Genomic DNA, 26,087 nt, shown 5'->3' on the forward strand with positions numbered 1-26,087 from the left:
CCAAAGCAACCCAGATGATTGACGACGCGCGCGTACGAGTGACTCGGTTTGACTTTGCCCCCGGCGCTGAAACCGGCTGGCACCGCCATGCGATGGACTATGTGATCACCGCCGTCACCGATTGCCACATGCGTTTGGAATTGCCTGATGGAACGGTCAATGAGGTGACAGTGCCTGCCGGAACATCCTACCGCCGGGACCAAGGGGTCGAGCACAATGTGATAAACGCGGGGGACCACTCCATGTCCTTTGTCGAAGTGGAACTGAAATGAAGATCACTCGACTAACGGTTTTTCAGGTCGATCTGCCGCTGGAGCATCCCTACTGGCTGTCTGGTGGGCGGCTGAAGTTTGAAAATCTCGACGCAACGATTGTGAAGGTTGAAACGGATGCGGGCCTCACGGGATGGGGCGAAGGCACTCCCTGGGGCCACACCTATGTGCCCGCGCATGGGCCGGGTATCCGGGCTGGGATCGAAACCATGGCTCCGTTCATTCTGGGTCTTGATCCCCGCAAGGTGATGGAGGTCGAGCGCGCGATGGACCTTGCTCTGCCCGGTCACCTCTATGCCAAAAGCCCGATCGATATGGCCTGCTGGGACATCGCCGGTCAGACGGCGGGCCTGCCGATTGCTGATCTGATGGGCGGAGGCTCCCGCACGCCGCGCCCGATTGCCTCGTCCGTCGGGGCAAAGACCGTTGAGGAAACCCGCGAAGTCATCGAACGCTATCGCAGCCGCGGATACGTCGCGCATTCGGTCAAGATCGGCGGCGATGTAGAGCGCGACATCGCCCGCGTTCGGGATGTGGAAAGCCTCCGCCGACCGGGTGAAATTGTCCTCTATGACGTCAATCGAGGTTGGACCCGGCAACAGGCCCTGAGGGTGATGAGCGCCTGTGAAAACCTGAATGTGATGTTTGAGCAGCCGGGCGAGACGCTGGATGACATCGCTGCGATTTCGGCGAAACATGCGTCACCCGTCTCGGTGGACGAGTCTCTTGTCACCTTGCAGGATGCCGCCCGGATTGCGCGGGATGGATTGGCCGAGATATTCGGGATCAAGCTGAACCGGGTCGGTGGGCTGACCAAGGCCGCGCGGATGCGGGACATCGCGCTAGCCCATGGGATCGACATGTTCGTCATGGCGACCGGAGGAACCGTGCTGGCCGATACCGAGGCGCTGCATCTGGCCGCCACCATCCCAGATGACAATTGCCACGCCGTCTGGGCCTGTCAGGACATGATCACCGTCGACATCGCAGGCGGGCGCGGCCCGCGCAACGTGGACGGCCATCTGCATCTGCCCGACACGCCCGGCCTTGGTGTGCATCCCGACGAAGACGCTCTGGGCGCCCCGGCGGCCGTTTACAGACTCTGATTTTCTTGACGATGGAGATCGCGTGATATGCTCAAGATCAACACTCAATCCGAATGGATCGACCGCGCCAAGGCGGCTCTGCCTGCGGGTGGCTTCGGCAATTTCGACCCCGGCATCATGATCTCACGCGGCGAAGGCAGCCGCGTCTGGGATGAGGATGGCAACGAATACATCGACTACCTGATCGGCTCCGGCCCGATGCTTTTGGGTCATGGCCACCCCGAAGTGCTTGAGGCCGTTATGGAGCAACTGCCCAAGGGCATGACCTTCTTTGCCAATAACAGCAAAGGTGTCGAACTAGCCGAGGCGATCATTGACGCCGTGCCCTGCTGTGAACAGATGCGCTTTGTCGCTTCGGGCGGCGAGGCTGATATGTACGCGATTCGTCTGGCCCGCGCCTATACCGGGCGGGACAAGATCCTGAAATTCGAAGGCGGCTATCACGGCATGAGCGCCGAAGCGCAGATGAGCCTCGCCCCCAGCCGTGAGGTGAATTTCCCGCAAGCCGTGCCTGACAGTGCTGGTATTCCTTCAGGCGTCGCCGAACAGATGCTGATCGCGCCTTTCAATGACCTTGAGGCCGTCGAGACCCTACTGAACGAACATGACGATATCGCCGCGATCATGGCAGAGCCTTTGCAGCGTATCATTCCTCCGATGCCGGGATATCTGCAGGGTCTGCGCACGCTCTGCGACAAATACAATGTGCTGCTGATCTTTGATGAGATCGTCACCGGATTCCGTCTGGCCTATGGCGGGGCGCAGGAACGGTATGGTGTGACGCCCGATATCTGCACGCTGGGTAAAATCACCGGCGGCGGTTTTCCTCTGGCTGCGCTGGGCGCAAGCGCTGAGATCATGAAGCATTTCGATAAATCGCTGGTGAGTGAAGCCGGATGGCTGATGCAGCTGGGCACTCTGTCAGGTAACCCTGTGGCCTCGGTCGCCGGGTTGAAAACGATGGAGATTCTGCGGCGCGAGGGGACATATGAGCAGCTGCGCGCAACAGGCGCGGCCTTGCAGCAGATGCAGGTGGATGAGCTAACCAAAGCGGGTATTCCTCATCAGATCTGCGGCGACGAAACGCTGTTTGACGTCTATTTCACCGAAACCCCCTGCCGCGACTACCGCAGCGCTAGACACGACGACCCCAAACGGAACGAGCTCTACAATGATGTTCTACGGGAGAACGGGATTTTCAAATCGCCGGGCAAACTCTACCCGTCTCTTGCCGTGACAGAGGCCGATCTGGAGCAAACGCGCGAAGCGGTGAAGCGAGCGGTCGCGGTACTCGGCTAATCAAAAGAAAACGGGCCGCTGTCGAAATTGACAGCGACCCGTTCACCTATTGCAGTCTGGGCGTAGCCTCGCCCCCTCGAATACTTGTTAAAACACCAACAATCTGAAAACTTTCGATACTTTCGAGGCTATCCAGTCTTGCAACCGGTATGGCCTATTAATGCCTGTCTTTTCGGAATGCCACAGTGAACAAGTTCACTTTGGCTAAAATTATTTAGGATTTTTTCCAATCGAAGAAACCGGGGCCTGCCTGACGCAGCAGAGTGTCGGCCATTTCCCGGCCCATCTCGGTGGCGTCTTCAATTGCGCCCGTTGTGTTTTCCGCAATGGCCTCGGACCCGTCGGGGCGCAGAACTTCGCCCCGCAGCCGCATTTGGCCGCTCTCGATTTCGCAAAGCCCGGCGATGGGGGTCTCGCAAGACCCGTCCAGCCCGGCCAACAGCGCACGCTCCGCTGTCAGCCGTTGACCGGTTTCAGCGTGATGAATTGCTTCAAGCAGTTCGGCGGCCCGGCTGTCTGTTTCGCGGCGTTCAATGCCGATCGCGCCTTGCGCGATGGCGGGCAGCATATCGTCGGTCGAAATTGCGGTGGCAGGGACGTCCTCCATCCCCAGTCTTCGGATGCCGGCCATGGCCAGAAAGGTGCAATCGGCCACGCCGTCCGCCAGTTTCTTCAGGCGGGTCTGAACGTTGCCGCGAAATTCGACCACATTCAGGTCCGGGCGGCGGTTCAGCAATTGCGCCCGACGGCGCAGGGATGAGGTGCCGACAACAGCGCCCTCGGGCAGGTCGTGGATCGAGGTGAATTGCAGGGAAATGAACGCATCACGCACATCCTCGCGCGGTAGGAACGTATCCAACACCAGCCCAGCGGGCTGTTCGACGGGCATATCCTTGGTCGAATGGACGGCAATGTCGATATCGCCGCGCAGCATCGCCTCTTCGATTTCCTTGGTGAAAAGGCCTTTGTTGCCGATCTCTTTCAACGGGCGATCTGCGTCGATCATGGCGCGGTTGTCGCCGGTGGTTTTGATCACCACGATCTCAAACGCCTCATCGCTCAACCCAAATGCATTGCGCAGCCTCTGGCGGGTCTCATAAGCTTGCGCCAAAGCCAGCGGAGAGCCTCGGGTGCCAATTTTCAGCGGCGATGCGGGGGTGGGCAGAGTCAGTGTCATGGACACCAGCTTTAGTCGCGTCACATTGCCCTGACAATGGGGGCAGTGCTTGACAAATTGCCACTGAGCGCCGACCCGTGGACGAAACGCAAGATTGAGGGCGATGATGGCTGAGACGAAGAAATTGCTGCGGGCACTGGCCGGAGAGGTTCAGGACATTCCGCCGATCTGGATGATGCGTCAGGCCGGGCGGTATCTGCCGGAATATCGCGCAACACGCGCGCAAGCCGGGGATTTCCTGTCGCTGTGCTACAATCCTGAACTGGCGGCCGAGGTCACGTTGCAGCCTATTCGTCGCTATGGGTTTGACGCCGCGATCCTGTTTGCTGACATCCTTCTGGTTCCTCAAGCGCTGGGTGCGGACTTGTGGTTTGTAACAGGCGAAGGCCCGCGCCTTTCGACGATCACGCAGCAATCCGACTTTGACGTGTTGAAGACGGTTGAGGACATTCATGAGACCCTGTCCCCGGTCTATGAAACTGTGCGTATCCTATCGAAGGAACTGCCGTCCGAGACGACCTTGATCGGATTTGCAGGGGCGCCGTGGACTGTCGCGACCTATATGATCGCAGGACGCGGCACGCCGGATCAGGGTCCAGCGCATGCGCTGCGCGAGGAGAATAACGCTCTGTTCGAGGCTCTGTTGGAGCGGATCACACTGGCGACGATCGAGTATCTGTCGGCTCAGATCCAAGCCGGGGCCGAGGTGGTCAAGATCTTTGACAGCTGGGCTGGGTCGCTGAAAGGCGACGCTTTCCAGAAATACGCGGTTGAGCCGTGTCGTGTGATCACGCAGGCCATCAAGGCACGCCATCCCGGTATTCCAGTCATTGGCTTCCCGCGTGAAGCGGGCGAGGGCTATGTCGGGTTTGCCAAGGCAACTGGTGTGGATTGTGTGGCGTTGGACAACTCGGTCGCGCCTGACTGGGCGGCGGCGCATGTGCAGGTGGACGGTTGTGTGCAGGGGAACTTGGCATCGTCTCATATGGTGACGGGCGGTCAGGCGCTGGTGGATGAGACGCGGCGGATTGTTGAGGCGTTCGCCAAAGGACCGCATATCTTCAACCTCGGCCATGGGATTACGCCGGATGCAGATCCTGAGAACGTGCAGTTGATGATCGACACGGTGCGTGGGCGGTAAAAGAAGGGGGCCAGCCCCCTTCTTGGCTTTTGGTCAATTCATCCACCGGGATATTTTTAGCCAGATGAAGGGGCGGATCGGTTCTGGGCGGAGAGTTCGTCCAGAATGTCTTGGGTGTGTTCGCCTCGGGCCGGGCTGGGTTTGGCACTCCATTGCGTGGTCGAGAAACGGGGCGCTGCGGCGGCTTGCATGGTGCCATCCACGGTTTGCCAGGTTTGGCGGGCGGTGTTCATGGGGTGGTTTTGGGCCTCGACCGGGTCAAGGACCGGGGCGACGCAGGCATTGGTTTCGTGAAACAGCGCGGCCCAGTGGTCGCGGGGTCTGCTCAGGAACAGGTCTGTCAGTTTCTTCGTTTGGTCCGGCCAGAGCTTTGGGTTGAATTGCTCCTGCAAGTCGGGGTTTTGTGAGAGGCCCAGAACGTTCAGGAATTCGGCGTAGAATTTTGGCTCAAGGCATTGGACCGTGACGAAGCCATCATCGGCGCAGCGGTAGGTGCGGCTCCAATGTGGACCGTCGAGCAGGCTTTGGCCGCGCGTCTCGGACAGGTTTCTGGTTTGGCGCATGCTCATCAGCAGGTTCATCATATGCGCCGAACCATCGTAGATGGCCGCATCGACGACGGTACCCTGACCAGTGCGCTGGGCGTTGAGCAAACCAGCGAAGAGGCCGGTGACCAGATACATCGCCCCGCCGCCAATGTCGCCGACGAGGGTTGCAGGGGTTTGTGGGGGTGTTTCAGGTTGCGCCGCGTACCAGAGCGCGCCCGAAAGGGCGATGTAGTTCAGGTCATGCCCGGCGGTGTGGGACAATGGGCTGTCCTGTCCCCAGCCGGTCATGCGTCCGTAGACCAGTTTGGGGTTCAGCTCATGGCAGATGTCGGGCCCCAGTCCCAGTTTCTCCATTACGCCGGGGCGGAAACCTTCGATCAGCGCATCGGCGGTGGTGATGAGTTCCTTGGCGGTGTTCAGGTCGGTTGCATCCTTTAGATCAAGCGCAATGGACCGTTTGCCCCGGTCCAGCACCGAGCGTTCCGGCATGCCGGGTGTCACACTGCCGCCCTTGCGATGGATGGTGATCACATCCGCGCCGAGATCGGCCAGAAGCATGGCCGCGAAAGGGCCGGGGCCCAGGCCTTCGATCTCGATAATGCGTATTCCGTTTAGCATGGACCTCTCCGGTATGTGCAGCGTTTCCCGGACCCTACAGCAATTCTGCGCAGAGCTCTGTGCGAAATTGGCCTGTTCCACCGGGAAGCGAAACGATAGGGTCTCTGCCAGAACGGGGAAACAGGCATGACTACCATTTTGTCGATCAATGATTTGCGCAAATCCTATGCGGACGGGTTTGAGGCGCTGAAAGGCGTGTCGCTGGACATCGAGGAAGGTGAAATCCTTGCTTTGCTCGGGCCGAACGGAGCGGGCAAAACGACGCTGATATCGACCATTTGCGGGATCACCACGCCGACCTCGGGCAGTGTCTCGGTCGGTGGGCACGATATCCAGGCCGAGTTCCGCGCCGCCCGCAAGATGATCGGGCTGGTGCCGCAGGAGATTGCGCTGGAGCCGTTCGAGAAGGTCTATAACACTGTCCGTTTTTCCCGAGGGTTGTTTGGTTATGGCAATGACAGCGCGCGGATCGAAGAGATCCTGCGCAAACTGTCGCTTTGGGACAAACGCAAGAACGCGATTAAGGAACTGTCCGGGGGCATGAAGCGCCGGGTTCTGATCGCCAAGGCCTTGGCCCATGAACCGCGCATTCTGTTTCTGGATGAGCCGACAGCCGGTGTCGATGTCGAGCTGCGCAAGGATATGTGGGAGATCGTTGCCGAGCTGAAGAAGGCGGGCGTCACCATCATTTTGACAACGCATTACATCGAAGAAGCCGAAGCCATCGCCGACCGTGTGGGCGTCATCGACAAGGGCGAGCTGCTGCTGGTGCAGGATAAAGACACTCTGATGGCGCAGATGGGCAAGAAACAGATCGAGGTCATGCTGACCGAGCCCATCTCAGCGATCCCGGACGGTTTGGCCGCGCATAATCTGGTTTTGAACGGAAATGGCGATGCGCTGATCTACACCTACGACACCAATGCGGATCGGACCGGGATCACAACGCTGCTGAATGACGTGGCCCAATCGGGGCTGGTCCTGCGGGATGTGCAGACCCGACAATCCAGTCTCGAAGAGATCTTCGTCAATCTGGTATCGGGAGAGGCCGCATGAACTGGACTGCCATTGCCGCCATCTACCGGTTTGAGATGGCTCGCTTTTTCCGCACCTTGGCCCAGAGCTTTCTGTCGCCGGTCCTGTCGACCTCGCTGTATTTCGTGGTCTTTGGCACGGCCATCGGCAGCCGGATTCAAGAGGTTGAGGGCGTCTCATACGGGGCATTCATCGTGCCGGGGCTGATCATGTTGTCGGTGGTCATGCTGGCGATCTCGAACGCGTCGTTCGGGATCTATTTTCCAAAGTTTCTGGGCACGATCTATGAGTTGCTCTCGGCCCCGGTCAATTTCATCGAGATTGTCATAGGTTATGTAGGCGCGGCCGCCACCAAGGCGCTGTTCGTGGGTCTGGTGATCCTTGCGACGGCGACATTCTTCGTCGACATCCGGATCGAGCATCCGCTGGCGATGGCCGCGTTTCTGGTGCTCTCATGCCTCAGTTTTTCGCTGTTGGGGTTCATAATCGGGATATGGGCCAGCAATTTTGAGCAGATGTCGTTGGTGCCGCAATTGGTTGTCACACCGCTGATCTTTCTAGGGGGCACGTTCTATTCGATCTCGATGCTGCCGCCGCTATGGCAGACGATCACCTTGTTCAACCCGGTGGTTTACCTGATTTCGGGCTTCCGCTGGTCGTTTTATGGGCTGGCAGATGTACCGATCGTGTTCAGCCTTTTGGCCATCGTGGCCTTCACCGGACTGTGCCTTGCGATCATCTGGTGGATCTTCAAAACAGGCTGGCGCATCCGCAGCTAGTGCGTTGCATTTTTGCCCATCGGTGTGAGGAAATTGTCTAACGCCGCGTTTTGCATTCGGCGAGTCCCTTGTTTAGCCGATGGGGGCACTCTACATCGGCACCCATGAAACTCAGCCTGCCTTTTGTCAAAAAACCGCCCGTTGTGGCCATCGTTCGCCTGTCCGGTGCCATCGGCATGGCCGGACGCGGCGCGTTGAATGATACCTCTCTGGCGCCTGTGCTGGAAAAGGCCTTTCGCAAAGGCAAACCTGCGGCCGTCGCGCTCGAGGTCAACTCGCCCGGCGGGTCACCTGTGCAAAGCTCTCTGATCGGCGCGCGTATCCGGCGGCTGTCGGAAGAGCTTGAGATACCGGTCGTGGCCTTTGTCGAAGACGTTGCGGCCTCGGGCGGGTATTGGCTGGCGGCGGCAGCGGATGAGATCTGGGCCGATGACAGCTCGGTGCTTGGGTCGATTGGGGTGATCTCGGCCGGGTTTGGCGCACATGAGTTTCTGGTGAAGCAAGGTTTTGAGCGGCGCGTTCACACGGCCGGGAAGTCGAAATCCATGCTCGACCCGTTCCGCCCGGAAAAGGAAGAGGATGTCGCGCGGCTTGAACGCCTGCTGGAAGACATCCACGAGAATTTCATCACCCATGTCAAAACCCGTCGTGGGGACAAGCTGGACGCGGATGCTGATCTGTTCACTGGTGAAATATGGCTGGCGCGACGCGCGCAGAAACTGGGCCTGATCGAAGGCATCGCCCATCTGAAACCCAAGATGCAAGAGCGTTTCGGCGACAAGGTGAAGTTCCGCCGTTACGGCGTGCGTAAACCACTTTGGTCACGTTTCGGGGCCGCGCTGGCGCAGGACGCCGTAGCGGGGCTAGAGGAGCGGGCGGCCTTCGCGCGTTTCGGTCTGTAACGTGATCATCAAGATCGTCACTCTGTTTCTGGTCGCCATGGGTGTATTGGCGATGTTCGGAAAGCTGCGCTTTCCGGGGCAAAACCGGTTGAGTTCTGCCAAATGTCCGCGTTGCGGTCGGTTCAGGATCGGCAAAGGCCCCTGTGCCTGTGAAAAAGGAGGCCGGACATGACGGCATGGCTGCTCTCCGGCCTCGGATTGGTGATCCTGTTGCTGGCAGGCGATGCGCTGGTGCGCGGTGCGGTCAACCTAAGCCTGCGGCTGGGCGTGCCCGCCCTGATCGTCAGCCTGACGATCGTTGCCTTTGGAACGTCGGCACCTGAGTTGTTGATTGCGATCAGCGCGGTGAAGGAGAACGCACCGGGCATCGCTTTGGGCAACGTCGTTGGCTCCAACACGGCGAATATCCTTCTGGTTCTGGGTCTGCCTGCCTTGTTGGCAACGCTGCACACCAGCGAATGCGATAGCCGCAAGAACTATGTCTTCATGCTGTTGGCGAGCATCCTGTTCATTGGCTTGGCCTTCTGCGGGGTGTTCAATCTGATCAGCGGTGCCATTCTGCTGGCCGCCCTTGGGTTGGTGTTGTGGAACGCGTTTCGCGAAGCCAAAGCGCATCGCAAAGCCTGCGCTGATGCAGCCGGGGCATGCGCCGACGATGAAGAACTGGACGGTCTGGAAGAGGCCGATCCGAACATGCCCTATTGGAAGATCTCGATCTACGTGATCCTTGGCCTGATCGGTCTGCCCATGGGCGCGCATCTATTGGTCGAAAACGCCACCGAAATCGCCCTGATGTACGGGATCACCGAAACGGTGATCGGTTTGACACTTGTGGCGGTCGGAACCTCTCTGCCCGAATTGGCGACGACCGTTATGGCGGCGCTACGGCGTCAGGCGGACGTGGCGCTCGGCAACGTGATCGGGTCGAACATGTTCAACCTGCTGGCCATCGTCGGCATTGCGACTTGGTTCGGCAACATCCCGGTCGATCCGGAATTCCTTGAGTTCGACCTGTGGGTCATGCTGGGCGCCTCGCTGCTGCTGATCCCGTTTGTGTTCTTCAAACAGGATATTTTGCGGATCTGGGGTCTGGTGTTGACTTTCCTTTATGCGCTTTATGTCACCACATTGCTGATGTGATCTGACGGAAAGAGGTATCCATGTCCCGAGCGCTAGTAACCGGAGCCGGCATCCGCTTGGGCCGAGCCATGGCACTTTATCTGGCAGGGCGCGGGTATGATGTAGCAGTCCACTATGCGACCTCGGAACAGCCCGCGGCTGAGACGGTTGCCGAAGTTCAGTCGCTGGGCCGCAAAGCTGTGGCGCTACAGGCCGATCTTCTGGATGAGGCGCAGGTAACCGCCCTGCTGCCTCGCGCGGCTGAGGCTCTGGGTGGTCCGATCACTTGTCTGGTCAATAACGCGTCGGTTTTTGAGTATGACAATATCCATACGGCCACGCGTAAAAGCTGGGACCGGCACCTCGACAGCAATCTGCGCGCGCCCTTCGTTCTGACTCAGGCCATGGCCGAACAGGGCTTGCAACCCGAGACTGATGCGCAGGGAGAGCCGCAGGCCTCCGGCTTGATCGTCAACATGGTTGATATGCGAGTGCGGAAACTGACGCCTGAATTCATGAGCTACACCATCGCCAAGATGGGTCTGTGGGCACTGACGCGCACGGCTGCTCAGGCGCTGACACCCGCGATCCGTGTCAATGCCATCGGTCCCGGACCGACTATGCAGGGACATCGTCAGAGCGAACAGCACTTTAAAACGCAGCGCGCCAACACAGTGCTGGAGCGGGGCTCGAACCCGTCAGATATCACCGCAGCTTTGGGCTATTTTCTAGATGCGCATGCCGTCACGGGGCAACTTTTGTGTGTGGATGGTGGTCAGCATCTGGGATGGCAAACGCCGGATGTACTGGGCGTAGAATAAGTAAATCCGCTGCAAGTTTTGCACCGCTCTCTTTTGCGTTACTTAGCCGTTACAAAAACGTCTTATTTTTCATACACTTGCTAAGCGTGTAAAAAAATATCAATAAAAAACAATCGCTTAAGTATATGCCTGTTTTTTGTGCAAATTGACGAACAAGCAAGGAAACAAGGAAGATTCTACGCTCACGGAAACTTATCTTCATACTTATCCACAGAAACCGTGGATTTGTTTTCTCTTGAACTGAAGTGCCCAAGATTGCAGCCATAGACAGAGAATCATATCTCAGGCCCATGACAACCCAGGACGAATCGACACCCGAGCTTCAGCCCACCGGCTATGCCTGCATCCAGCGCTATGTGAAAACGCTGGACAGCTCGCCCGGTGTGTACCGGATGTTGGATGCGGACAGTCGGGTTTTGTATGTGGGTAAGGCGCGGAACCTTAAGGCGCGGGTGTCGAACTACACGCGCCAGGGGCATTCGGGACGGATCGAGAAGATGATCGCCTCAACCGCCTCCATGATGTTTCTGACCACAAGGACCGAGACCGAGGCGCTGCTGCTAGAGCAGAACCTGATCAAGCAGCTTAAGCCCAAGTACAACGTGCTGCTGCGGGATGATAAGAGTTTCCCGAACATTCTGGTCGCCAAGGATCATGCTTATCCGCAGATCAAAAAGCATCGTGGCGCCAAGAAAGAGAAGGGCGCGTATTTCGGCCCATTTGCCAGCGCAGGTGCAGTGAACCGGACGCTAAACCAGCTGCAAAAAGCGTTCCTTCTGCGCAATTGCTCGGATTCCATGTTCGACAGTCGCACGCGCCCTTGTCTTCTCTATCAGATCAAGCGGTGTTCAGGGCCATGCGTCGGGCTGATCTCGGAAGCCGACTATCGTGAAAGCGTCAAGGATGCCGAACGCTTCCTCTCGGGCCGGTCCACCAAAGTGCAAGAGGAGTTGGCCGAACAGATGATGGCCGCCTCCGAGGCGATGGAGTTCGAGCGCGCCGCCGGTCTGCGGGATCGTATCCGGGCGCTGACGCAGGTGCAGACCAGCCAAGGGATCAACCCGCGCGGTGTGGCCGAGGCGGACGTGATTGGCCTCTATATGGATAGCGGGCAGGCCTGTGTGCAGGTGTTCTTCATCCGCGCGAACCAGAACTGGGGGAACAAGGATTTCTACCCTCGGGTTGGCGCGGATGTGTCCCCGGCTGAGGTGATGGAGGCGTTCATCGGCCAGTTCTACGATAACAAGGAACCACCGCGTCAACTGATCCTGTCGGACGGGATCGAAAACGCGGATCTGATGGAGCAGGCGCTGACTGAGAAAGCCGGGCGCAAGGTTGAAATCCTCGTGCCCCAGCGCGGTGAGAAACAGGAACTGGTCGCCGGGGCCCTGCGCAACGCGCGTGAGTCGCTTGCCCGCCGCATGTCGGAAAGTGCCACGCAGGCCAAATTGCTGCGCGGTGTGGCTGAGGCGTTTGATCTCGACGCGCCTCCGGATCGGATTGAGGTCTACGATAACTCTCACATTCAGGGCACCAATGCGGTCGGCGGCATGATCGTCGCTGGCCCCGAAGGCTTCATGAAAAACGCCTATCGCAAATTCAACATTCGCGGTGACGATCTGACGCCCGGCGATGACTTCGGGATGATGAAAGAGGTTCTGACCCGCCGCTTCACCCGCCTGCAAAAGGAAGACCCGGATCGTGAAAAGGGCATGTGGCCCGATCTCTTGCTGATCGACGGCGGGGCCGGGCAGGTAAGTGCCGTGCATGAGATCATGGTCGAGCATGGCGTCGAAGACATCCCGATGGTCGGCGTCGCCAAGGGCGTTGATCGGGATCACGGCAAAGAGGAATTCCACCGGATCGGTCAGCGTGCTTTTGCCCTGAAGCGTAACGACCCCGTGCTGTATTTCATCCAGCGCTTGAGGGATGAGGCGCACCGGTTCGCCATCGGTACCCACCGCGCGAAACGGGCCAAGGCCGTGGGCGCGACGCCACTGGATGAAATCCCCGGTGTAGGGGCCGCTCGCAAACGTGCTCTGCTCACTCATTTCGGAAGTGCCAAGGCGGTCAGCCGGGCCAATCTTGCGGATCTGAAAGCGGTCGAAGGGATCTCGGCCGGGTTGGCGCAGAAGGTCTATGATTTCTTCCACGACAAGGGCTAGGCCTTTCGGCCGCGCCACAGGATATACAGCCCCGAGGCCACGATCAGTGCGCTGCCGATCCACATTGTCTGATCCAGTGTTTCGCCAAACATCATTACGCCCAACCCGACGCCAAACAGCAGGCGGGAATAGCGGAACGGCGTAACGGCCGAGACCTCACCCGTTCGCATGGCTTTCATGAGCGAGGCATAGGCGGCAGTGCCCATCAGGATCGCTCCGCCAACGTGCAGGCTGGCGTTCAGGTCCAGCGGAGCCATCGGCACCCCTTCCCAGAACTGATAGGCCAGACCAGCCACGATGATGCAGAGGAAGCCGTAAAAGCCCAGAACCTCGGTCCCCAGCGTCGCGGGTGCGGCGCGGCTGGCCAGATCGCGCCCGGCAAAGCCCAGCATGCCCAGGACGGCCAGGATCGACAGAGCCGAGAAGCTGTCTCCGGTCGGTTGAATGATGACCACGACGCCAATCAGACCGACCAGAATCGCGCTCCACCGTCGCCAACCGACGGTTTCGCCGAAAAACAGCGCGGCACCTGCCACCACGACCAAAGGTGTCGCCTGTAGGATCACGGTTGCCGCTGACAGAGGCGTCAGCGTGATCGCCAGCACGTAGAACATCCGCCCCAAAATCTCGAATAGAACGCGCACTTTCATGGGCCGTGACAGCACATCCCGATGCAACAAGCTGGCGCCACGCAGCAGGGCGACGGCGGCAAAGATGATCGCGCCACCGGCACCGAACAGGGTCAAGATCTGCCAGATCGGCAAATGCGCCGAGGCGCCTTTCAACAGCGCATCCTCGAGCGCGAAAAGTGCCATGCCCGCGATCATCCACGCGCTTCCGATCAGGTTTGATCGGGGGTCGGTTCGAATATGTGCGGTCATGGTCTTCCGTCGCTGCTGAGCCGTGCGCCAATCTGACCGCAAAGCCGCCCCGGGCCAAGCTGTATCTGCCCGAGAGTTCCTGGTTGCGACCCTTTGACTTTTTACCCCACAACCCTCTGTGAACGGGTCAGTTTTTCATTTGTCTGTCTTTTCTGTCCTTGGGTGGCGATGTAGTGTCGGTTCATGAAGTGGAACTTGCCCAATATTCTGACCTTGCTCCGCCTGCTGGCAGCGCCCGGTCTGGCTGTGATGTTTTTGTATTTCACCCGTCCTTATGCCGACTGGTTCGCCCTGATCCTGTTCATGTCCGCCGCGATCACCGACTGGTTTGATGGCTATCTGGCGCGGGCCTGGAAACAGGAAACCAAGATGGGTGCGATGTTAGATCCGATTGCCGACAAGGCCATGGTCGTGATCGCGCTGATGATCCTCGTCGGCTATTCGACCGAGCATTGGACCCCGTGGCTGGTGCTGCCCGCCACCGTGATCCTGTTTCGCGAAGTGTTCGTCTCGGGCCTGCGTGAATATCTGGGTGATGTCGCCGGGACGCTCAAGGTGACGAAGCTGGCCAAGTGGAAGACCACGGCCCAGATGTTTGCCATCGCCATCCTGTTCTCGCAGGGGATTTTTGAGCATAATTTCGTCATGGCGACCTTGGGCATGGATCCCACGATCATAGATCAGGTCTTGACCGGAGAGGCTGAGGACATCAACAACATCCGCTGGCACCTTGAGGGAATGTTCTGGTCAGGTCGCATTGGCCTGTGGCTGCTGTGGATTGCCGCCACGCTGACATTGATCAGCGGCTATGACTACCTACGTAAAGCCATGCCGCATCTGAAGGAGAGCTAACCGATGGACGTGCTGTATTTCGCCTGGGTCCGCGAACGCATCGGCCTGCCGAAAGAAAAGGTCGAAACACAAGCTGCGACCGTGTCTGATCTGGTGGTCGAACTCAGCGCACGTGAGGATCGCTATGCCGCGGCCTTTGCCGATCTCTCTGCGCTTCGGGTGGCATTGGATCAGGAGCTGTCCGATTTTGATGCCCCCTTGGCCGGTGTGCGTGAGGTTGCGTTCTTTCCGCCGATGACGGGCGGCTGAGATGCGGATCGCTGTTCAGGAAGAGGCGTTTGATCTGGGGGCCGAAGCTAATGCCTTTGCAGCTGGCGACGACGCCAATGGTGCGATCGTGACATTTACGGGTGTCGTGCGCGATCTGGCCTCGGGCGATCTGGATGTGATGGAGATCGAGCATTATCCGGGCATGACCGAACGCGCGCTGACCAAGATCGCGGAAGAGGCCAAGGAGCGTTGGTCTTTGGGTGATGTTCTGGTGATCCACCGCCACGGCAGGCTGGCTCCGGGCGACCGGATCATGATGGTCGCGACAGCCGCACCGCATCGCAAGGATGCGTTTGAAGCGGCAGAATATCTGATGGACTACCTGAAATCCCGCGCACCGTTCTGGAAGAAAGAAATCACCAATTTCGGTGCCGAATGGGTGGCCGCGAAGGACGAAGACGAAGACGCCCTGACGCGGTGGTAGAGGTCGGCTCCGGACCCGTTTCCAAGTGCCGGGCCAAATGGAATAGCCTAGCTATTCTGCTCCGTATTGCAGGTCCGCGCCGCCTCGATCGCTTTCAAGGTGCCATCAAGACTTACGGTAAATCCGCTCTCTTTTTCCGGGAAGACGGTCATATCGTACTTTTTCATGACGTCCTCAACGAATTGCGGGTTGTTGGCCAGAATGTAGCCTCCTGTATACCCTTCCGCGAGATGCTTGGTCTTCTTGTAGGCTTTGGCTTCGTAGACATTGCCGTCCAGCGACAGGATGATGTCTTCCTTTTTGCCTTTCAGGCCAATGTCATTCTGAGTGAAGACACCAAGGTATCCCATTTCCTGATCCTTGGTCAGGCCCATTTGTACGACGTTGTTATTTTCGTCGACACGCTCAATGAGGCATGAGCCGCGGGTATCATCCACATAGATGGTCCAGCCGGATTCCTCGCCCCATTTCGAAAACGTGTCATTCTCGGAAGGGATCACATCGCTCGAGGCGAAGGCGGCAGTTGCGCCAAATGCGGCAAGGGTAGCGGCGGTTTTCAAAGTAACTTGGAAATTCATGATAGACTCCAGTTTTACAGAAAAAGGACAGTTCTGTGTGCAGGCAAAAACACACTCATTCATTATGTTGAATTTGTTGAAAAACTAAAGAAACCGGAGTCGGATCGGCTAAAACCCGCCGACCCAAGCCGCTCAGGCGCTTTGGGTTTAGACCGAGACGCGAAGACTCTGCGGCGCTTCCAACAGTCTTGGAACGTTCGTGTTGCCGGATGACTCAGGTAAAATCCGAAGCACCGTCATTAACTCCGATGGCGGTGCATGCTCCCGTGTCGTCATCTGAACGGAGCGCGAGAAAAAAGATCCAGCGGGTCGTACTAGTCCGCGTTGTTGATGCGTCCGCGCATTTCTTCGGCCTCTTGCCGGGCGGCGCGGAGGCCGTCCATGGCAGCGGCCAGTTCTGCCTCGGTTTGGGTCAACTGGTTGGTCAGCTCGGCCTCGCGCTGCTGCAGATAGGTGATGGCCTGATCGCGGGTTTCCTCGGCCTCGTGCAGTTCCTGGCTCATACGGTCCAGATCGGCGACGTCACTTTGGCGCACGCGGGACAGGCGATGGGCCAGCCAGTTAGCAAACCATCCCATGCAGAAAGCCGCGAACAGGATGACGGCGGTGGCTATGATGAATTCTACTCTGTTCAAATTACTGGTCCTCTGCTTCCGCATCCGGCGCGGTCGTCTCGGTCTGGTCTTCTGATGCGGACGTCTCGGTCTCGTCTTCCGCCCCGGTCTCAAGCGCCTCGAGGCCGGTTTCCGAGGCCTCGGTGGGTTCCGGCCGGATAAGGCGGAACTCAATCCGGCGGTTTTCTTCGCGGCCCTCTTCGGTGTCATTGTCGGCGATTGGCTGTGTTTCGCCATAGCCGACGGCCGTATAGCTTGAGGTCGGAATGCGCCGTCCGCGCAACTCGTTCAGGATCGACTGCGCCCGCGCTTGGCTGAGCTGCTGGTTCATCTCTTCACGGCCCTGACTGTCGGTATGGCCCTGAATCTCCATCCGGATCGGGCCGCAATCACGTAAGATATCGGCGATCTGATTGACCGTATCGCGCGACTCCGCAGCAATCGTGGCCGAGCCCGGCTCGAACGCGATTTTGCTGGTGGCCTGAATTTCAGCGATACCTTCTTCACAAAGTTCAGGATCGGGCAGGGCGTCTTCGGGTTCGGGCGGGGCGACATAGGTGATCGACAGGGTGAAGTTCTGCGCATCGCCCAGCTTGTCCGAAAGCAGACCGGCGATCCGGGCCTTGGCTTCTTCATCATGGCTGATGCCGTTCAGGTCAACCAACTCGGGCGTTACGGTCAGTGCGCCGTTATGCAGTTGTGACAGGGCCTCAAGCCCGGCCAGAACGCGCACGGGCCAATCCATCGGCAAATCCGAGGTGATGCGGGTCGCGGTATAGACATTGTCGGACCCAAACGCCGCACGGGCGTAGCTGTCGACCATGTCGCGCAGAACGTCGTCACCGACGCGGCCGCGCAATTGAATCAGACCCTCGGGACTGCGGGTGGCAGAGAACTCCACGGGTCCGGTTTCATCCGCGACCTCGGGCTCGGGCAGCACGGCATGAAGGGCGAACACCGCGGGCAGTGCGTTTTCCAGCTCACCCACGACGCGGTCGAACAGCTCCGAGTTCGTACCTTGAGCCGCGACCAGAGTGATATCCGCATCCGACATCGTCACCGATCCTTGCCCGATTTCAGCAAGCGCGTTGATGCTCTGTTCTGCGGCTTCTGCCCAGCGGGGGGAGGGTACACCCAGACCAATGGTACAGAACGATGGTCCGGCAAGACCGGCTTCCTCTGCCGCTGCGATGATCTGATCGCGGGCGTCTTCATCTTGGGCGGAGCAGGCGTCAAACTGCCCTCCGGCCTCGTCAATCAGGTAGCGCAGAGTGAAGGGCGTAATCACCGGGCGCGGGGCTGATATGGACAGACCGATCCGAACACTTGGCGGCGCGGCGCGGGTCAGGTCCTGCTCCAACCGCTCTTTTTCCTGCTGGCTGTTGGCAATCGCAGTGATCCGGACAAGGCCGGGACTGGCCGATATCTTGGCGCGCGGCAGATCGGACAGGGCCAGCACGGCATAGGCCAGCGCATCATCCCAGCCATCGGGTTTCGGGTAGTCGGCGGTTTCGACCAGATCTGAGACGGAATGGTCGCTGTCCAGCGCCTGTAACCCGTCCATAAGGGACTCGCGGTCCTCGCTGGCCGGGATCAGGCCGATTACCGAGACACCGCTGTCATTGCGCAGGATTTCTACGGAAAACCTGGGGGCGGCCAGTGCTGATGTGGCGGCTACGTCCATCTCATCAATGACGCGAGAAGTGTCGACCTCGGTCCCAGCAGCGGTCAGGGCATTGAAGCGGATCGCCTCATCCGGCGCGGTGCCCGTGAGTATGACGCGCAGGCCGTCGGATTCGACCTCGGCCCAGTTGTGACCTTTCAGGTCCAGTGCACGTCGGACGGCGAATTCCGAGGCGTCTTCGACCTTTGTCACGGCAAAGCCCGCAGCCAAAAGGGACAGACCTGCAGAGACAAGGAAGATCAGACAAACAGCTACAAAATAGGGCAGACGCATATGCGGGCTTCAGACTCCTCGGGCGTTTGGGCGGGGTTGTACAGGCCCCGGCGCGCAGGTGCAATCAGAGCAGCAGCGCGACGCAGAGGAAGATCAGCGGAATTAGGCCGGTATCCCGGTTCGACCGGAACAGCATCAGAAGTTTGGCATTGTCCTCGATGTTCAGATTGCGCAGCTGCCACAGCATATGCCAGCCCATGGCCCATGGCCCGCCCAATGCAATCGTGACAATCCAGAACGGCGATTCCGGAACGCCTGCGTCGATGATGGCCAGCCCCATCAGCGAGACAGTGGCGATCAGAAAATACTTCAGCCATCTGGCCGTATCCGCCCCAAACAACCGCGCGGTGGATTTGACACCGATCAGCGCGTCGTCCTCGGTATCCTGATGCGCATAAATCGTGTCGTAGAACAGCGTCCACGCGATACCCGCCAGATACAGCATCACCGCAGGCCAGCCCAGCGATCCGGTATGGGCAACCCAGGCCAGCAGCGCCCCCCAGTTGAAGGCCAGTCCCAGAAACACCTGCGGCCACCATGTGAAGCGTTTGGCAAAGGGATAGAGGGCAACTGGCAACAGTGACAGAACGCCCATGAGGATAGCTCCAGTATTGAAACTAAGCAGAATCCCCAGCGATATAAGCGCCTGCAGACCCATCCAGATCACGGCTTGCCGCACACTAACCTGACCCGAGGGGATCGGGCGGGATTTTGTGCGTTCGACCTGCGCGTCGAAATGGCGGTCGGTGATGTCGTTCCACGTGCATCCCGCGCCGCGCATCAAAAAGGCGCCAATAGCACAGCCGATCGCGATCCATGCATCCTCCAGCCGCGGCGTGCCATCGCCCAGGATCGCAAGCACCAGCCCCCACCAGCAAGGGATCAGCAACAGCCACGTTCCGATCGGCCGGTCCGCCCGGCTCAGCCGCAGGTAGGGGCGGGTGAAGGCGGGCGCGCGGGTGTCCACCCAATTGCCGGTGACAGCATCAGCGACCTGACCGTCTGGTGTTGGAGCATTGCCTTGCATATGTAGGGTCTCATGAGTGCGAAGATCAGACTGTATGTAGAGCAGCCCTTGGGTCAGGGGCAATCGGTTCCTTTGACGCGCGATCAGGCGCATTACCTGTTTGCCGTTATGCGGCAATCCGTCGGCGCGCAGATTGCGCTGTTCAATGGCCGGGATGGCGAATGGCTGGCCGAAGTCTCTGAGGCGGGCAAGCGCGGCGGCGTTCTGTCCTGCCTGCAGCAGACCAAGCCTTTGCAACTGCCACCGGATTTGTGGTTCCTGTTTGCACCGATCAAGAAGGCGCGCACGGATTTCATTGTCGAGAAGGCTGCAGAAATGGGGGCCGCACGCATCCTGCCTGTGCAGACGGAGTACACAAACTCCGAGCGTATCCGGCAGGACCGGCTTCAGGCGCATGCGGTCGAGGCCGCCGAACAATGCGGAGGTACCTTTGTGCCTGAGGTCGCGGATCTGCAAAAACTGGACCGCGTGCTGGATAGTTGGCCTCAGGATCGGCGGTTGATGTTCTGCAATGAGGCCGAGGTCGGTTCAGCCCTTCGATTGGCCGCCCAGGAAAAAGGCCAGCCCTGGGCTATTCTAATTGGCCCCGAAGGCGGGTTTTCGGACCAAGAGCGCGCCCGTTTGACCGCACTGCCCTTTTCGCACGTGGTTAGCCTCGGCCCGCGTATTCTGCGTGCTGATACAGCGGCGGTGGCCGCGCTGACCATGTGGCAGCAGGCTTTGGGGGATTGGTTCTGAAGCACTCCTTTAAGGAATGACGGATTTCTGTCTTAGCTACACTTAGCAAAAATAGGTTGTTTCCATCCGAAAGGCTCGAATGCTTTCGACCGAGCCGCAATCTTTCTCCCAGGACGGCGTTTGTTCGCGCTGGTGGTGTCTTTTCGACAATGGCTTTGCGGACTATGTGCCCTTGGGTCAATTGGATTATTTTGGCCGCCGAAGAGACACTGGATTACCTCAGTCTTGTTTTGCTGCAGGGCGACATACCAGTCCTGAGCCTCATTAAGTTTCTGCTGAGGTTTTCCGTTTTCGGTTCTTCGTATCGTGAATTGTCACATCTTTGCCAACTGGAAAGACCAGGCTTGTGTTGGCGAGATAGGTGAACCTGTCAACCGTGACACAGAGCTGTCCGAGCGGTTCTTAAGAATCCTTTAACCGATTTTTTGCTATTCAAAGTTGAATTGAAACCAGGAGCATTGGCACCATGAAGACTTGGTTGTCGGTTGTGATGACCTTAATCGTTTTGGCGGGGTGCAGTAAGGATTTGCAGGGCACGCAGTCGTTTGACCCTGCGGCCGAACCCGCCGCGCAGCCCGTGGCGGCGCGAAGCAACCTGAATGGTAGTGTCGTGAGCACGGAATTTGCCGAGCTGGTGCGCAGATCTGTTGCCACCTCTCCGACGACTGCGGCGGGAACCGCCAATGTTCTGGCCTCGCAATTTCGTATCGAGGCTGAAAGGGGCGCGTTCCGACCCCAGCTGAACGCCGAAACCTCTCTGACGTCCGATGGGGATACGGTTCCGATCCTTCGCCTAAGCCAGATCATCTATGACGGCGGCAAGGTCTCGAGCCGTGTCGGGCTGCGCCAGATCGAGGCGCGCCAGACCTGGTTGAGCGAACTGTCCGAGCTGAGCGCCCAAAGCTTTGAGGCGATTGAGGCCATCATTGACCTTGACCGCAACCGTCGTCTTGAAGTTCAGGCTCGGCAGAACCTGGAACGCACAGAGGCACTGGTCAGCGATCTGCAATCCCGGTTCGATGCCGGTGCCGGATCGGTGGCAGATTTGCTGGCGGGTCAGGGCCGCCAGTCCAATGCAGAAACCGAGCTGGCGCAGGCCGAAACAGAAGTCGAGCTGGCAACCGCCATCTGGATCGAAGTGTTCGGCAGCCGCCCGAGTGCCATTCCAACCATCCCACCGGCCCCGGTTCTGGCGGGAACGACTTCGCAGGCCATGGTCGAACGCAGCCCGCGTCTTCGCACACAGGTTGCCGTCAGTGAGGTACGCCAGCAAGAGGTTGTCGTGGCGGAGCGCGCCACTCGCCCGACCTTGTCTGCGATCCTAGAGACCGACTTTAACGAAGGCAGTATCGACAATGGGGCGCAGGCCCGTCTGGGCGTGAATGTCCCAATCTATCAGGGTGGCTCTGCCCGTGCCAATGTTGAAACGGCGCGGGCCAATCTGCAGCAGAGCGAGGCCGATGCAGCAGAGCTGCGCCGCGAATTGCAGCGCAGCCTGTCACAGGCTCTGGAGGAGACGAACTCAATCCAGCGGCGTCTTGCGACGGCCCGCCGCGCGGTTGAGATCAACGAACAGGCACTCGATGCGGCGCGGGGACAGTTCGACATCGGACGGTCGACGATCGTGCAGATTCTGGACGCTCTGCGCGAGCTGAACCTGGCCCAGGTCCGTGTCATCCAGTTGGAGGCACAGGCGCGCCGGGCTGAATATGCGGTGCTTGCGGTGACGGGCGATATTCTGGATGCGCTGGGCGTCGCACAACCGACTGACCCAACCTTGTGATACCCCCATGACCCCAACCGCCACAGACCCGCTGATCACGCATCTTCAGCTTTTGACAGAGCGGTTGGGCCACGGGCTGGGCAAAAGACGGGCGAGAACCCGGGCATGGTCGCGCAGGTCGATATGCTGTCCGAGCCGAAAACGGTGCTGGAGTATCTGACCAAACCGGTGATCCGCGTCAAAGATCGCGCCTTCCGGGACTAGTCCGAGATACGAAACCCCCTCTTGAACTCTGCGCCACTCGGCCCGATTTTGAGGGGGCTGGGGATTGCCCAACACGTCCAAGCGCTGAAACAGGAACACCGATATGAGTTTCATTCGACCCGAAGCCAAATTGGCCCTGTGGCGCTGGCGCGAGGTTGTCGCTGCCGGTTTTGTTTTGATTCTGGGCCTCAGCTGGGTCAGTGGGCCGGGTGGTCTGCTAGGCGTTCTGGGTTGGATACTGGTGGCTGTCGCAGTCGCTCTGACCGTTATCGGCGTGCAGCGTGCCCGCTTTCGCACCGGTGCAGGCGGGCAGGGCGTCGTCAGCGTCGATGAGGGGCAGATCACCTATCTCGGCCCGCTGGATGGCGGCATGGTGGCAACGCGCGAGATTGAGCGACTCGCGCTTGATCCGACTTCAAGCCCGGCGCATTGGGTGCTGGACCAACCGGGGCAACCTACGCTTCACATTCCTGTGAATGCGGAAGGGGCCGAGGCGCTGTTCGATGTGTTCTCGGCGTTGCCGGGATTGAAAACGCAACAGATGCTGGCCGAACTCCACGGCGGGTCACGCCATCCGGTGGTGATCTGGGAAAAAACCTCCTCTCGCCCGGCCCACCTTAGGCTGCATTGACACTGGCGCGGTTTGCGCTCAGGACTGACCGATAAGACAGACACATCAGGATCGGAGATCGGTTCATGTCCATCCCTCAGTCCGGCGGCGGTCCGATCGAGCGCCACGAGCAATTGGCCGAATATCTGGAATCGGGCTGCAAGCCCAAGGCCGATTGGCGTATCGGGACCGAGCATGAGAAGTTCGGCTATTGCAAAGACACCCTCAAACCGCTGCCTTTTGAAGGCAAACGTTCGATCGTTGCGGTGCTTGAAGGGCTGCGCGACCGCCATGGCTGGGCCGAGGTGCGCGAAGCGGGCCATCTGATAGGTCTTGAAAAAGACGGCGCAAATGTCAGCCTTGAACCTGGCGGCGCGCTGGAACTGTCGGGCGCACCGCTCGAGACGATCCACGAGACCTGCGATGAGGTGAACACCCACCTGCGCGAGGTGAAGGACATCGCCGATGAAATCGGCGTGGGCTTCATCGGTCTGGGCGCTGCTCCGATCTGGACCCACGAAGAGATGCCGCTGATGCCCAAAGGGCGCTATCGGCTGATGAACGACTACATGGAAGAAGTCGGCACCATGGGCCGTGCCATGATGCGCCGCACCTGCACTGTTCAGGTCAATATCGACTTTGGGTCCGAGGCCGACATGGTGCAGAAACTGCGCGTGGCGCTGGCGCTGCAACCGGTAGCGACGGCACTGTTCGCAAACTCTCCGTTCTTTGAGGGTAAGGTCAACGGCCAGAAAAGCTGGCGCAGCCATATCTGGCGGCATCTGGACGATGCGCGCACCGGCATGCTGCCTTTTGTGTTCGAAGAGGGCTTCGGGTTCGAGCGTTACGTGCAATACGCGCTCGATGTGCCGATGTATTTCGTCTATCGCGACGGCCAGTATATCAACGCGCTGGGCATGTCCTTCCGCGACTTCCTGAAGGGCGAGCTGCCCGCTCTGCCTGGTGAGACACCGACACTGTCCGATTGGGCCGACCATCTGACCACGGCCTTCCCCGAAGCGCGGATCAAGAAATTCATGGAAATGCGCGGCGCCGATGGTGGCCCATGGCGTCGTCTGTGTGCGCTGCCGGCCTTCTGGGTCGGCCTGACCTATGACCAAACCGCGTTGGATGCGGCGTGGGATCTGGTCAAAGGCTGGGATGCTGAAACCCGCGAGGAACTGCGTGTTCAGGCGGCGGTCAGGGGCCTGCAGGCCCAGGTCGGAGACATCAATATGCACGATCTGGCGCGTGAGGTCGTGGCGATCTCTGAGGCTGGTCTGAAAGCCCGTGCTTTCCCCGGTGCTGGCGGTCTGGTCCCGGATGAAACGCATTTCCTGAACGCGTTGAAGGAAAGCATCGACACCGGCAAGGTGCCTGCCGATGAGTTGCTGGAACACTACAATGGCGACTGGAACGGCGACCTGACCCGGATTTTCCCCGAATACAGCTATTGATCCACCCGCTCCCGCTTGCATTCGCGGGGCTGGCCCGATAGCAGGTTGGCGACCAAATTCAGAGGGCGTCATGGACGATCTTAAGGCAAAATATCTGGGCCAAATCGCCGAGGCCGGCGACGAGAACGCGCTTGAGGCGATCCGCGTCGCTGCCGTGGGCAAAAAAGGCGAGGTCGCGCTGAAGATGCGCGAGCTGGGCAAGATGACGCCCGAGGAACGTCAGGTCGCAGGCCCGGCGCTGAACGCCCTGAAGGATGAGATCAACTCGGCGCTCTCCGCCAAGAAGGCCGCTCTGGCCGATGCCGCGCTGGATGAGCGTCTACGTACCGAATGGCTGGACGTCACCCTGCCGACCCGCGCGCGCCGTGAGGGTTCGATCCACCCGATCAGCCAGGCGACCGAGGAACTGACCGCGATCTTTGCCGAATTGGGCTTTGCCGTGGCTGAAGGCCCTCGGATCGAGGACGACTGGTATAATTTTGACGCGCTGAATATCCCCGGTCACCACCCCGCGCGGGCCGAGATGGACACGTTCTACATGCATCGCGGCGAGGGTGATGATCGCCCGCCGCATGTGCTGCGGACCCATACGTCTCCGGTGCAAATCCGCTCGATGGAGAAACAGGGCGCGCCGATCCGCGTAATCTGTCCGGGCGGTGTGTACCGTGCTGACTACGACCAGACCCACACGCCAATGTTCCATCAGGTCGAGGGGCTGGCGATTGATAAAGACATCTCGATGGCGAACCTGAAATGGGTTCTGGAAGAGTTCGTGAAGGCGTTTTTCGAAGTTGACGACGTCGAGCTGCGCTTCCGCGCCTCGCACTTCCCCTTCACCGAGCCATCGGCCGAGGTCGATATCCGCTGTTCCTGGGATAACGGTCAGCTGAAGATCGGCGAGGGCGACGACTGGATGGAGATCCTCGGCTCTGGCATGGTCCATCCCAAGGTGATCGCCGCCGGTGGGATCGACCCCGAGGTCTACCAGGGCTTTGCGTTCGGCATCGGGATCGACCGTCTGGCGATGCTGAAATACGGCATTCCGGATTTGCGGGCATTCTTTGATTCCGATCTGCGCTGGCTGAGGCACTACGGGTTCGCAGCGCTGGATATGCCGAACCTGCATGGTGGTTTGTCGCGTTGAGCGAAGTTGAAGTGATCACGGCATGCGAGAATGTGTGCCGTGATTTCTATTGGTTGTCAGATTCTATCATGTGGTTGGGTGACTTGATAACTGACCTTGGTCCACTGATTGCTTTAGGTGGAGCCATTTATATTTACTATAAGAAGTCGGCAGATGAACGCAAAGAGCTTCGGCGCGATGAACGGCGCAAGGTATATGCCGACTTTTTGCGTCAGTGTCAGGCGTTTTGGAATGAAACAAGTTCTGGGCCAGTAGTTCCTGAAGCGTCGACGACCGCTACTAACCAGTTGCATGTTCTCGACGAACTAAGGTTGTTGGCTCCTGAAAAAGTCTATGATTCCGCGTTAGAGCTTCAAAAAGCTTACGTTGAGTTTGGTGCATACGGGCTATCTATGACTCGGCGGCAGTGGTTGAATAAAAATGATGAGCAGAGGTCCAAAGACGCTGAATTCTTGAGCAAAATCACTTCAGCGACCAACAACCTAGTTTCGGCTATGAAAAAAGACTTAGAAAAGATTTAGGATAGCCGAAACGTCTGGATGCGCTGGCGATTTGTCTCCGCCCGC

The 26,087-nt window shown here is 59.1% G+C and carries 26 protein-coding genes; 19 read left to right on the plus strand and 7 right to left on the minus strand.

The annotated features are described in order from the left end of the window. The first annotated feature begins 14 nt into the window (after window positions 1-14). The 3 genes from ACR0IP_RS18845 to ACR0IP_RS18855 are packed head-to-tail and all read left to right on the plus strand — an operon-like array spanning window position 15 to window position 2,677. Window positions 15-272, plus strand: a complete 258-nt coding sequence (locus ACR0IP_RS18845; RefSeq protein WP_170469585.1) for a cupin domain-containing protein — start codon at window positions 15-17, stop codon at window positions 270-272. Continuing rightward, on the plus strand, window positions 269-1,378 hold the full coding sequence (locus ACR0IP_RS18850) for an enolase C-terminal domain-like protein (protein WP_170661279.1): 1,110 nt from the start codon (window positions 269-271) through the stop codon (window positions 1,376-1,378). The genes ACR0IP_RS18845 and ACR0IP_RS18850 overlap by 4 nt, the downstream gene beginning before the upstream one ends. Window positions 1,379-1,405: 27 nt before the next feature. Further along, the gene (locus tag ACR0IP_RS18855) at window positions 1,406-2,677 is read left to right on the plus strand and encodes an aminotransferase class III-fold pyridoxal phosphate-dependent enzyme (protein WP_170661278.1); all 1,272 of its coding nucleotides are present in this window, start codon (window positions 1,406-1,408) and stop codon (window positions 2,675-2,677) included. 214 nt (window positions 2,678-2,891) lie between these two features. Here ACR0IP_RS18855 and hemC read toward each other — a convergent pair whose 3' ends face one another. After that, window positions 2,892-3,854, minus strand: a complete 963-nt coding sequence (hemC, locus tag ACR0IP_RS18860) for a hydroxymethylbilane synthase (protein WP_170661277.1) — start codon at window positions 3,852-3,854, stop codon at window positions 2,892-2,894. Window positions 3,855-3,960: 106 nt separating this feature from the next. Between hemC and hemE the strand changes: the two genes are divergently transcribed. Continuing rightward, window positions 3,961-4,995 carry a uroporphyrinogen decarboxylase gene (gene hemE / locus ACR0IP_RS18865; protein WP_480527250.1) on the plus strand — a complete coding sequence of 345 codons (1,035 nt, stop codon included), beginning with the start codon at window positions 3,961-3,963 and terminating at the stop codon, window positions 4,993-4,995. Window positions 4,996-5,051: 56 nt separating this feature from the next. Here the strand turns inward: hemE and ACR0IP_RS18870 are convergent, their stop codons facing one another. After that, window positions 5,052-6,161 carry a CaiB/BaiF CoA transferase family protein gene (locus ACR0IP_RS18870; protein WP_480527252.1) on the minus strand — a complete coding sequence of 370 codons (1,110 nt, stop codon included), beginning with the start codon at window positions 6,159-6,161 and terminating at the stop codon, window positions 5,052-5,054. Between the two features lie 126 nt (window positions 6,162-6,287). Here ACR0IP_RS18870 and ACR0IP_RS18875 point away from each other — a divergent pair, with 126 nt between their 5' ends. The 6 genes from ACR0IP_RS18875 to uvrC all read left to right on the plus strand — a co-directional run bounded on the left by ACR0IP_RS18875 (window position 6,288) and on the right by uvrC (window position 12,982). Continuing rightward, on the plus strand, window positions 6,288-7,217 hold the full coding sequence (locus ACR0IP_RS18875) for an ABC transporter ATP-binding protein (protein ID WP_480527253.1): 930 nt from the start codon (window positions 6,288-6,290) through the stop codon (window positions 7,215-7,217). Continuing rightward, a complete protein-coding gene (locus tag ACR0IP_RS18880; protein WP_170379180.1) occupies window positions 7,214-7,975 on the plus strand; it encodes an ABC transporter permease in 762 nt (253 codons plus the stop codon). The genes ACR0IP_RS18875 and ACR0IP_RS18880 overlap by 4 nt, the downstream gene beginning before the upstream one ends. Window positions 7,976-8,079: 104 nt before the next feature. After that, window positions 8,080-8,877 carry a S49 family peptidase gene (locus ACR0IP_RS18885; protein WP_480527256.1) on the plus strand — a complete coding sequence of 266 codons (798 nt, stop codon included), beginning with the start codon at window positions 8,080-8,082 and terminating at the stop codon, window positions 8,875-8,877. Between the two features lie 168 nt (window positions 8,878-9,045). Then, complete coding sequence (locus tag ACR0IP_RS18890) at window positions 9,046-10,017, plus strand: calcium/sodium antiporter (protein WP_480527258.1); 972 nt, start codon at window positions 9,046-9,048, stop codon at window positions 10,015-10,017. A 20-nt stretch (window positions 10,018-10,037) separates the two neighbouring features. Next, window positions 10,038-10,817 carry an SDR family oxidoreductase gene (locus ACR0IP_RS18895; RefSeq protein WP_480527260.1) on the plus strand — a complete coding sequence of 260 codons (780 nt, stop codon included), beginning with the start codon at window positions 10,038-10,040 and terminating at the stop codon, window positions 10,815-10,817. A 290-nt stretch (window positions 10,818-11,107) separates the two neighbouring features. Then, window positions 11,108-12,982 carry an excinuclease ABC subunit UvrC gene (gene uvrC, locus ACR0IP_RS18900; protein WP_480527262.1) on the plus strand — a complete coding sequence of 625 codons (1,875 nt, stop codon included), beginning with the start codon at window positions 11,108-11,110 and terminating at the stop codon, window positions 12,980-12,982. On the opposite strand, the gene ACR0IP_RS18905 is transcribed toward uvrC, so the two are convergent. Beyond that, on the minus strand, window positions 12,979-13,863 hold the full coding sequence (locus ACR0IP_RS18905; RefSeq protein WP_480527264.1) for a DMT family transporter: 885 nt from the start codon (window positions 13,861-13,863) through the stop codon (window positions 12,979-12,981). The two genes, uvrC and ACR0IP_RS18905, sit on opposite strands and share 4 nt — an antisense overlap. 183 nt (window positions 13,864-14,046) lie before the next feature. Between ACR0IP_RS18905 and pgsA the strand changes: the two genes are divergently transcribed. From pgsA to ACR0IP_RS18920, 3 genes are read left to right on the plus strand one after another with little or no spacing between them, the layout of a single operon-like run. Continuing rightward, a complete protein-coding gene (gene pgsA, locus ACR0IP_RS18910; protein ID WP_170768727.1) occupies window positions 14,047-14,715 on the plus strand; it encodes a CDP-diacylglycerol--glycerol-3-phosphate 3-phosphatidyltransferase in 669 nt (222 codons plus the stop codon). Between the two features lie 3 nt (window positions 14,716-14,718). Further along, window positions 14,719-14,964, plus strand: coding sequence for a molybdopterin converting factor subunit 1 (gene moaD, locus ACR0IP_RS18915; RefSeq protein ID WP_480527266.1), 246 nt, complete (start codon window positions 14,719-14,721; stop codon window positions 14,962-14,964). 1 nt (window position 14,965) lies between these two features. Next, window positions 14,966-15,409, plus strand: a complete 444-nt coding sequence (locus ACR0IP_RS18920; RefSeq protein WP_480527268.1) for a molybdenum cofactor biosynthesis protein MoaE — start codon at window positions 14,966-14,968, stop codon at window positions 15,407-15,409. A 47-nt stretch (window positions 15,410-15,456) separates the two neighbouring features. Here the strand turns inward: ACR0IP_RS18920 and ACR0IP_RS18925 are convergent, their stop codons facing one another. The 4 genes from ACR0IP_RS18925 to ubiA form a co-directional block, all read right to left on the minus strand. Then, complete coding sequence (locus ACR0IP_RS18925; protein ID WP_170462571.1) at window positions 15,457-15,987, minus strand: hypothetical protein; 531 nt, start codon at window positions 15,985-15,987, stop codon at window positions 15,457-15,459. Between the two features lie 314 nt (window positions 15,988-16,301). Next, window positions 16,302-16,622, minus strand: coding sequence for a hypothetical protein (locus ACR0IP_RS18930; RefSeq protein WP_170379160.1), 321 nt, complete (start codon window positions 16,620-16,622; stop codon window positions 16,302-16,304). 1 nt (window position 16,623) lies between these two features. Beyond that, on the minus strand, window positions 16,624-18,558 hold the full coding sequence (locus ACR0IP_RS18935) for an OmpA family protein (RefSeq protein ID WP_480527271.1): 1,935 nt from the start codon (window positions 18,556-18,558) through the stop codon (window positions 16,624-16,626). A 64-nt stretch (window positions 18,559-18,622) separates the two neighbouring features. Then, window positions 18,623-19,585 (minus strand): 4-hydroxybenzoate octaprenyltransferase, encoded by a 963-nt coding sequence (gene ubiA / locus ACR0IP_RS18940; protein WP_419740495.1) that lies wholly within the window; start codon window positions 19,583-19,585, stop codon window positions 18,623-18,625. 12 nt (window positions 19,586-19,597) lie between these two features. Between ubiA and ACR0IP_RS18945 the strand changes: the two genes are divergently transcribed. From ACR0IP_RS18945 to ACR0IP_RS18970, 6 genes are all read left to right on the plus strand, one after another. After that, window positions 19,598-20,323 (plus strand): 16S rRNA (uracil(1498)-N(3))-methyltransferase, encoded by a 726-nt coding sequence (locus tag ACR0IP_RS18945; RefSeq protein ID WP_170379154.1) that lies wholly within the window; start codon window positions 19,598-19,600, stop codon window positions 20,321-20,323. Between the two features lie 466 nt (window positions 20,324-20,789). Further along, on the plus strand, window positions 20,790-22,106 hold the full coding sequence (locus ACR0IP_RS18950) for a TolC family protein (RefSeq protein ID WP_480527273.1): 1,317 nt from the start codon (window positions 20,790-20,792) through the stop codon (window positions 22,104-22,106). A 307-nt stretch (window positions 22,107-22,413) separates the two neighbouring features. Further along, complete coding sequence (locus ACR0IP_RS18955; protein ID WP_170379150.1) at window positions 22,414-22,941, plus strand: hypothetical protein; 528 nt, start codon at window positions 22,414-22,416, stop codon at window positions 22,939-22,941. Window positions 22,942-23,006: 65 nt separating this feature from the next. Then, the gene (locus ACR0IP_RS18960) at window positions 23,007-24,377 is read left to right on the plus strand and encodes a glutamate--cysteine ligase (protein WP_480527275.1); all 1,371 of its coding nucleotides are present in this window, start codon (window positions 23,007-23,009) and stop codon (window positions 24,375-24,377) included. A gap of 70 nt (window positions 24,378-24,447) precedes the next feature. Beyond that, window positions 24,448-25,521 (plus strand): phenylalanine--tRNA ligase subunit alpha, encoded by a 1,074-nt coding sequence (pheS, locus tag ACR0IP_RS18965; protein WP_170480999.1) that lies wholly within the window; start codon window positions 24,448-24,450, stop codon window positions 25,519-25,521. Continuing rightward, window positions 25,518-26,042, plus strand: coding sequence for a hypothetical protein (locus ACR0IP_RS18970; RefSeq protein ID WP_480527278.1), 525 nt, complete (start codon window positions 25,518-25,520; stop codon window positions 26,040-26,042). Before pheS ends, ACR0IP_RS18970 begins: the two co-directional genes overlap by 4 nt. The last annotated feature ends 45 nt before the right edge of the window (window positions 26,043-26,087 follow it).

This window comes from Ruegeria sp. AL11 (assembly GCF_056540865.1).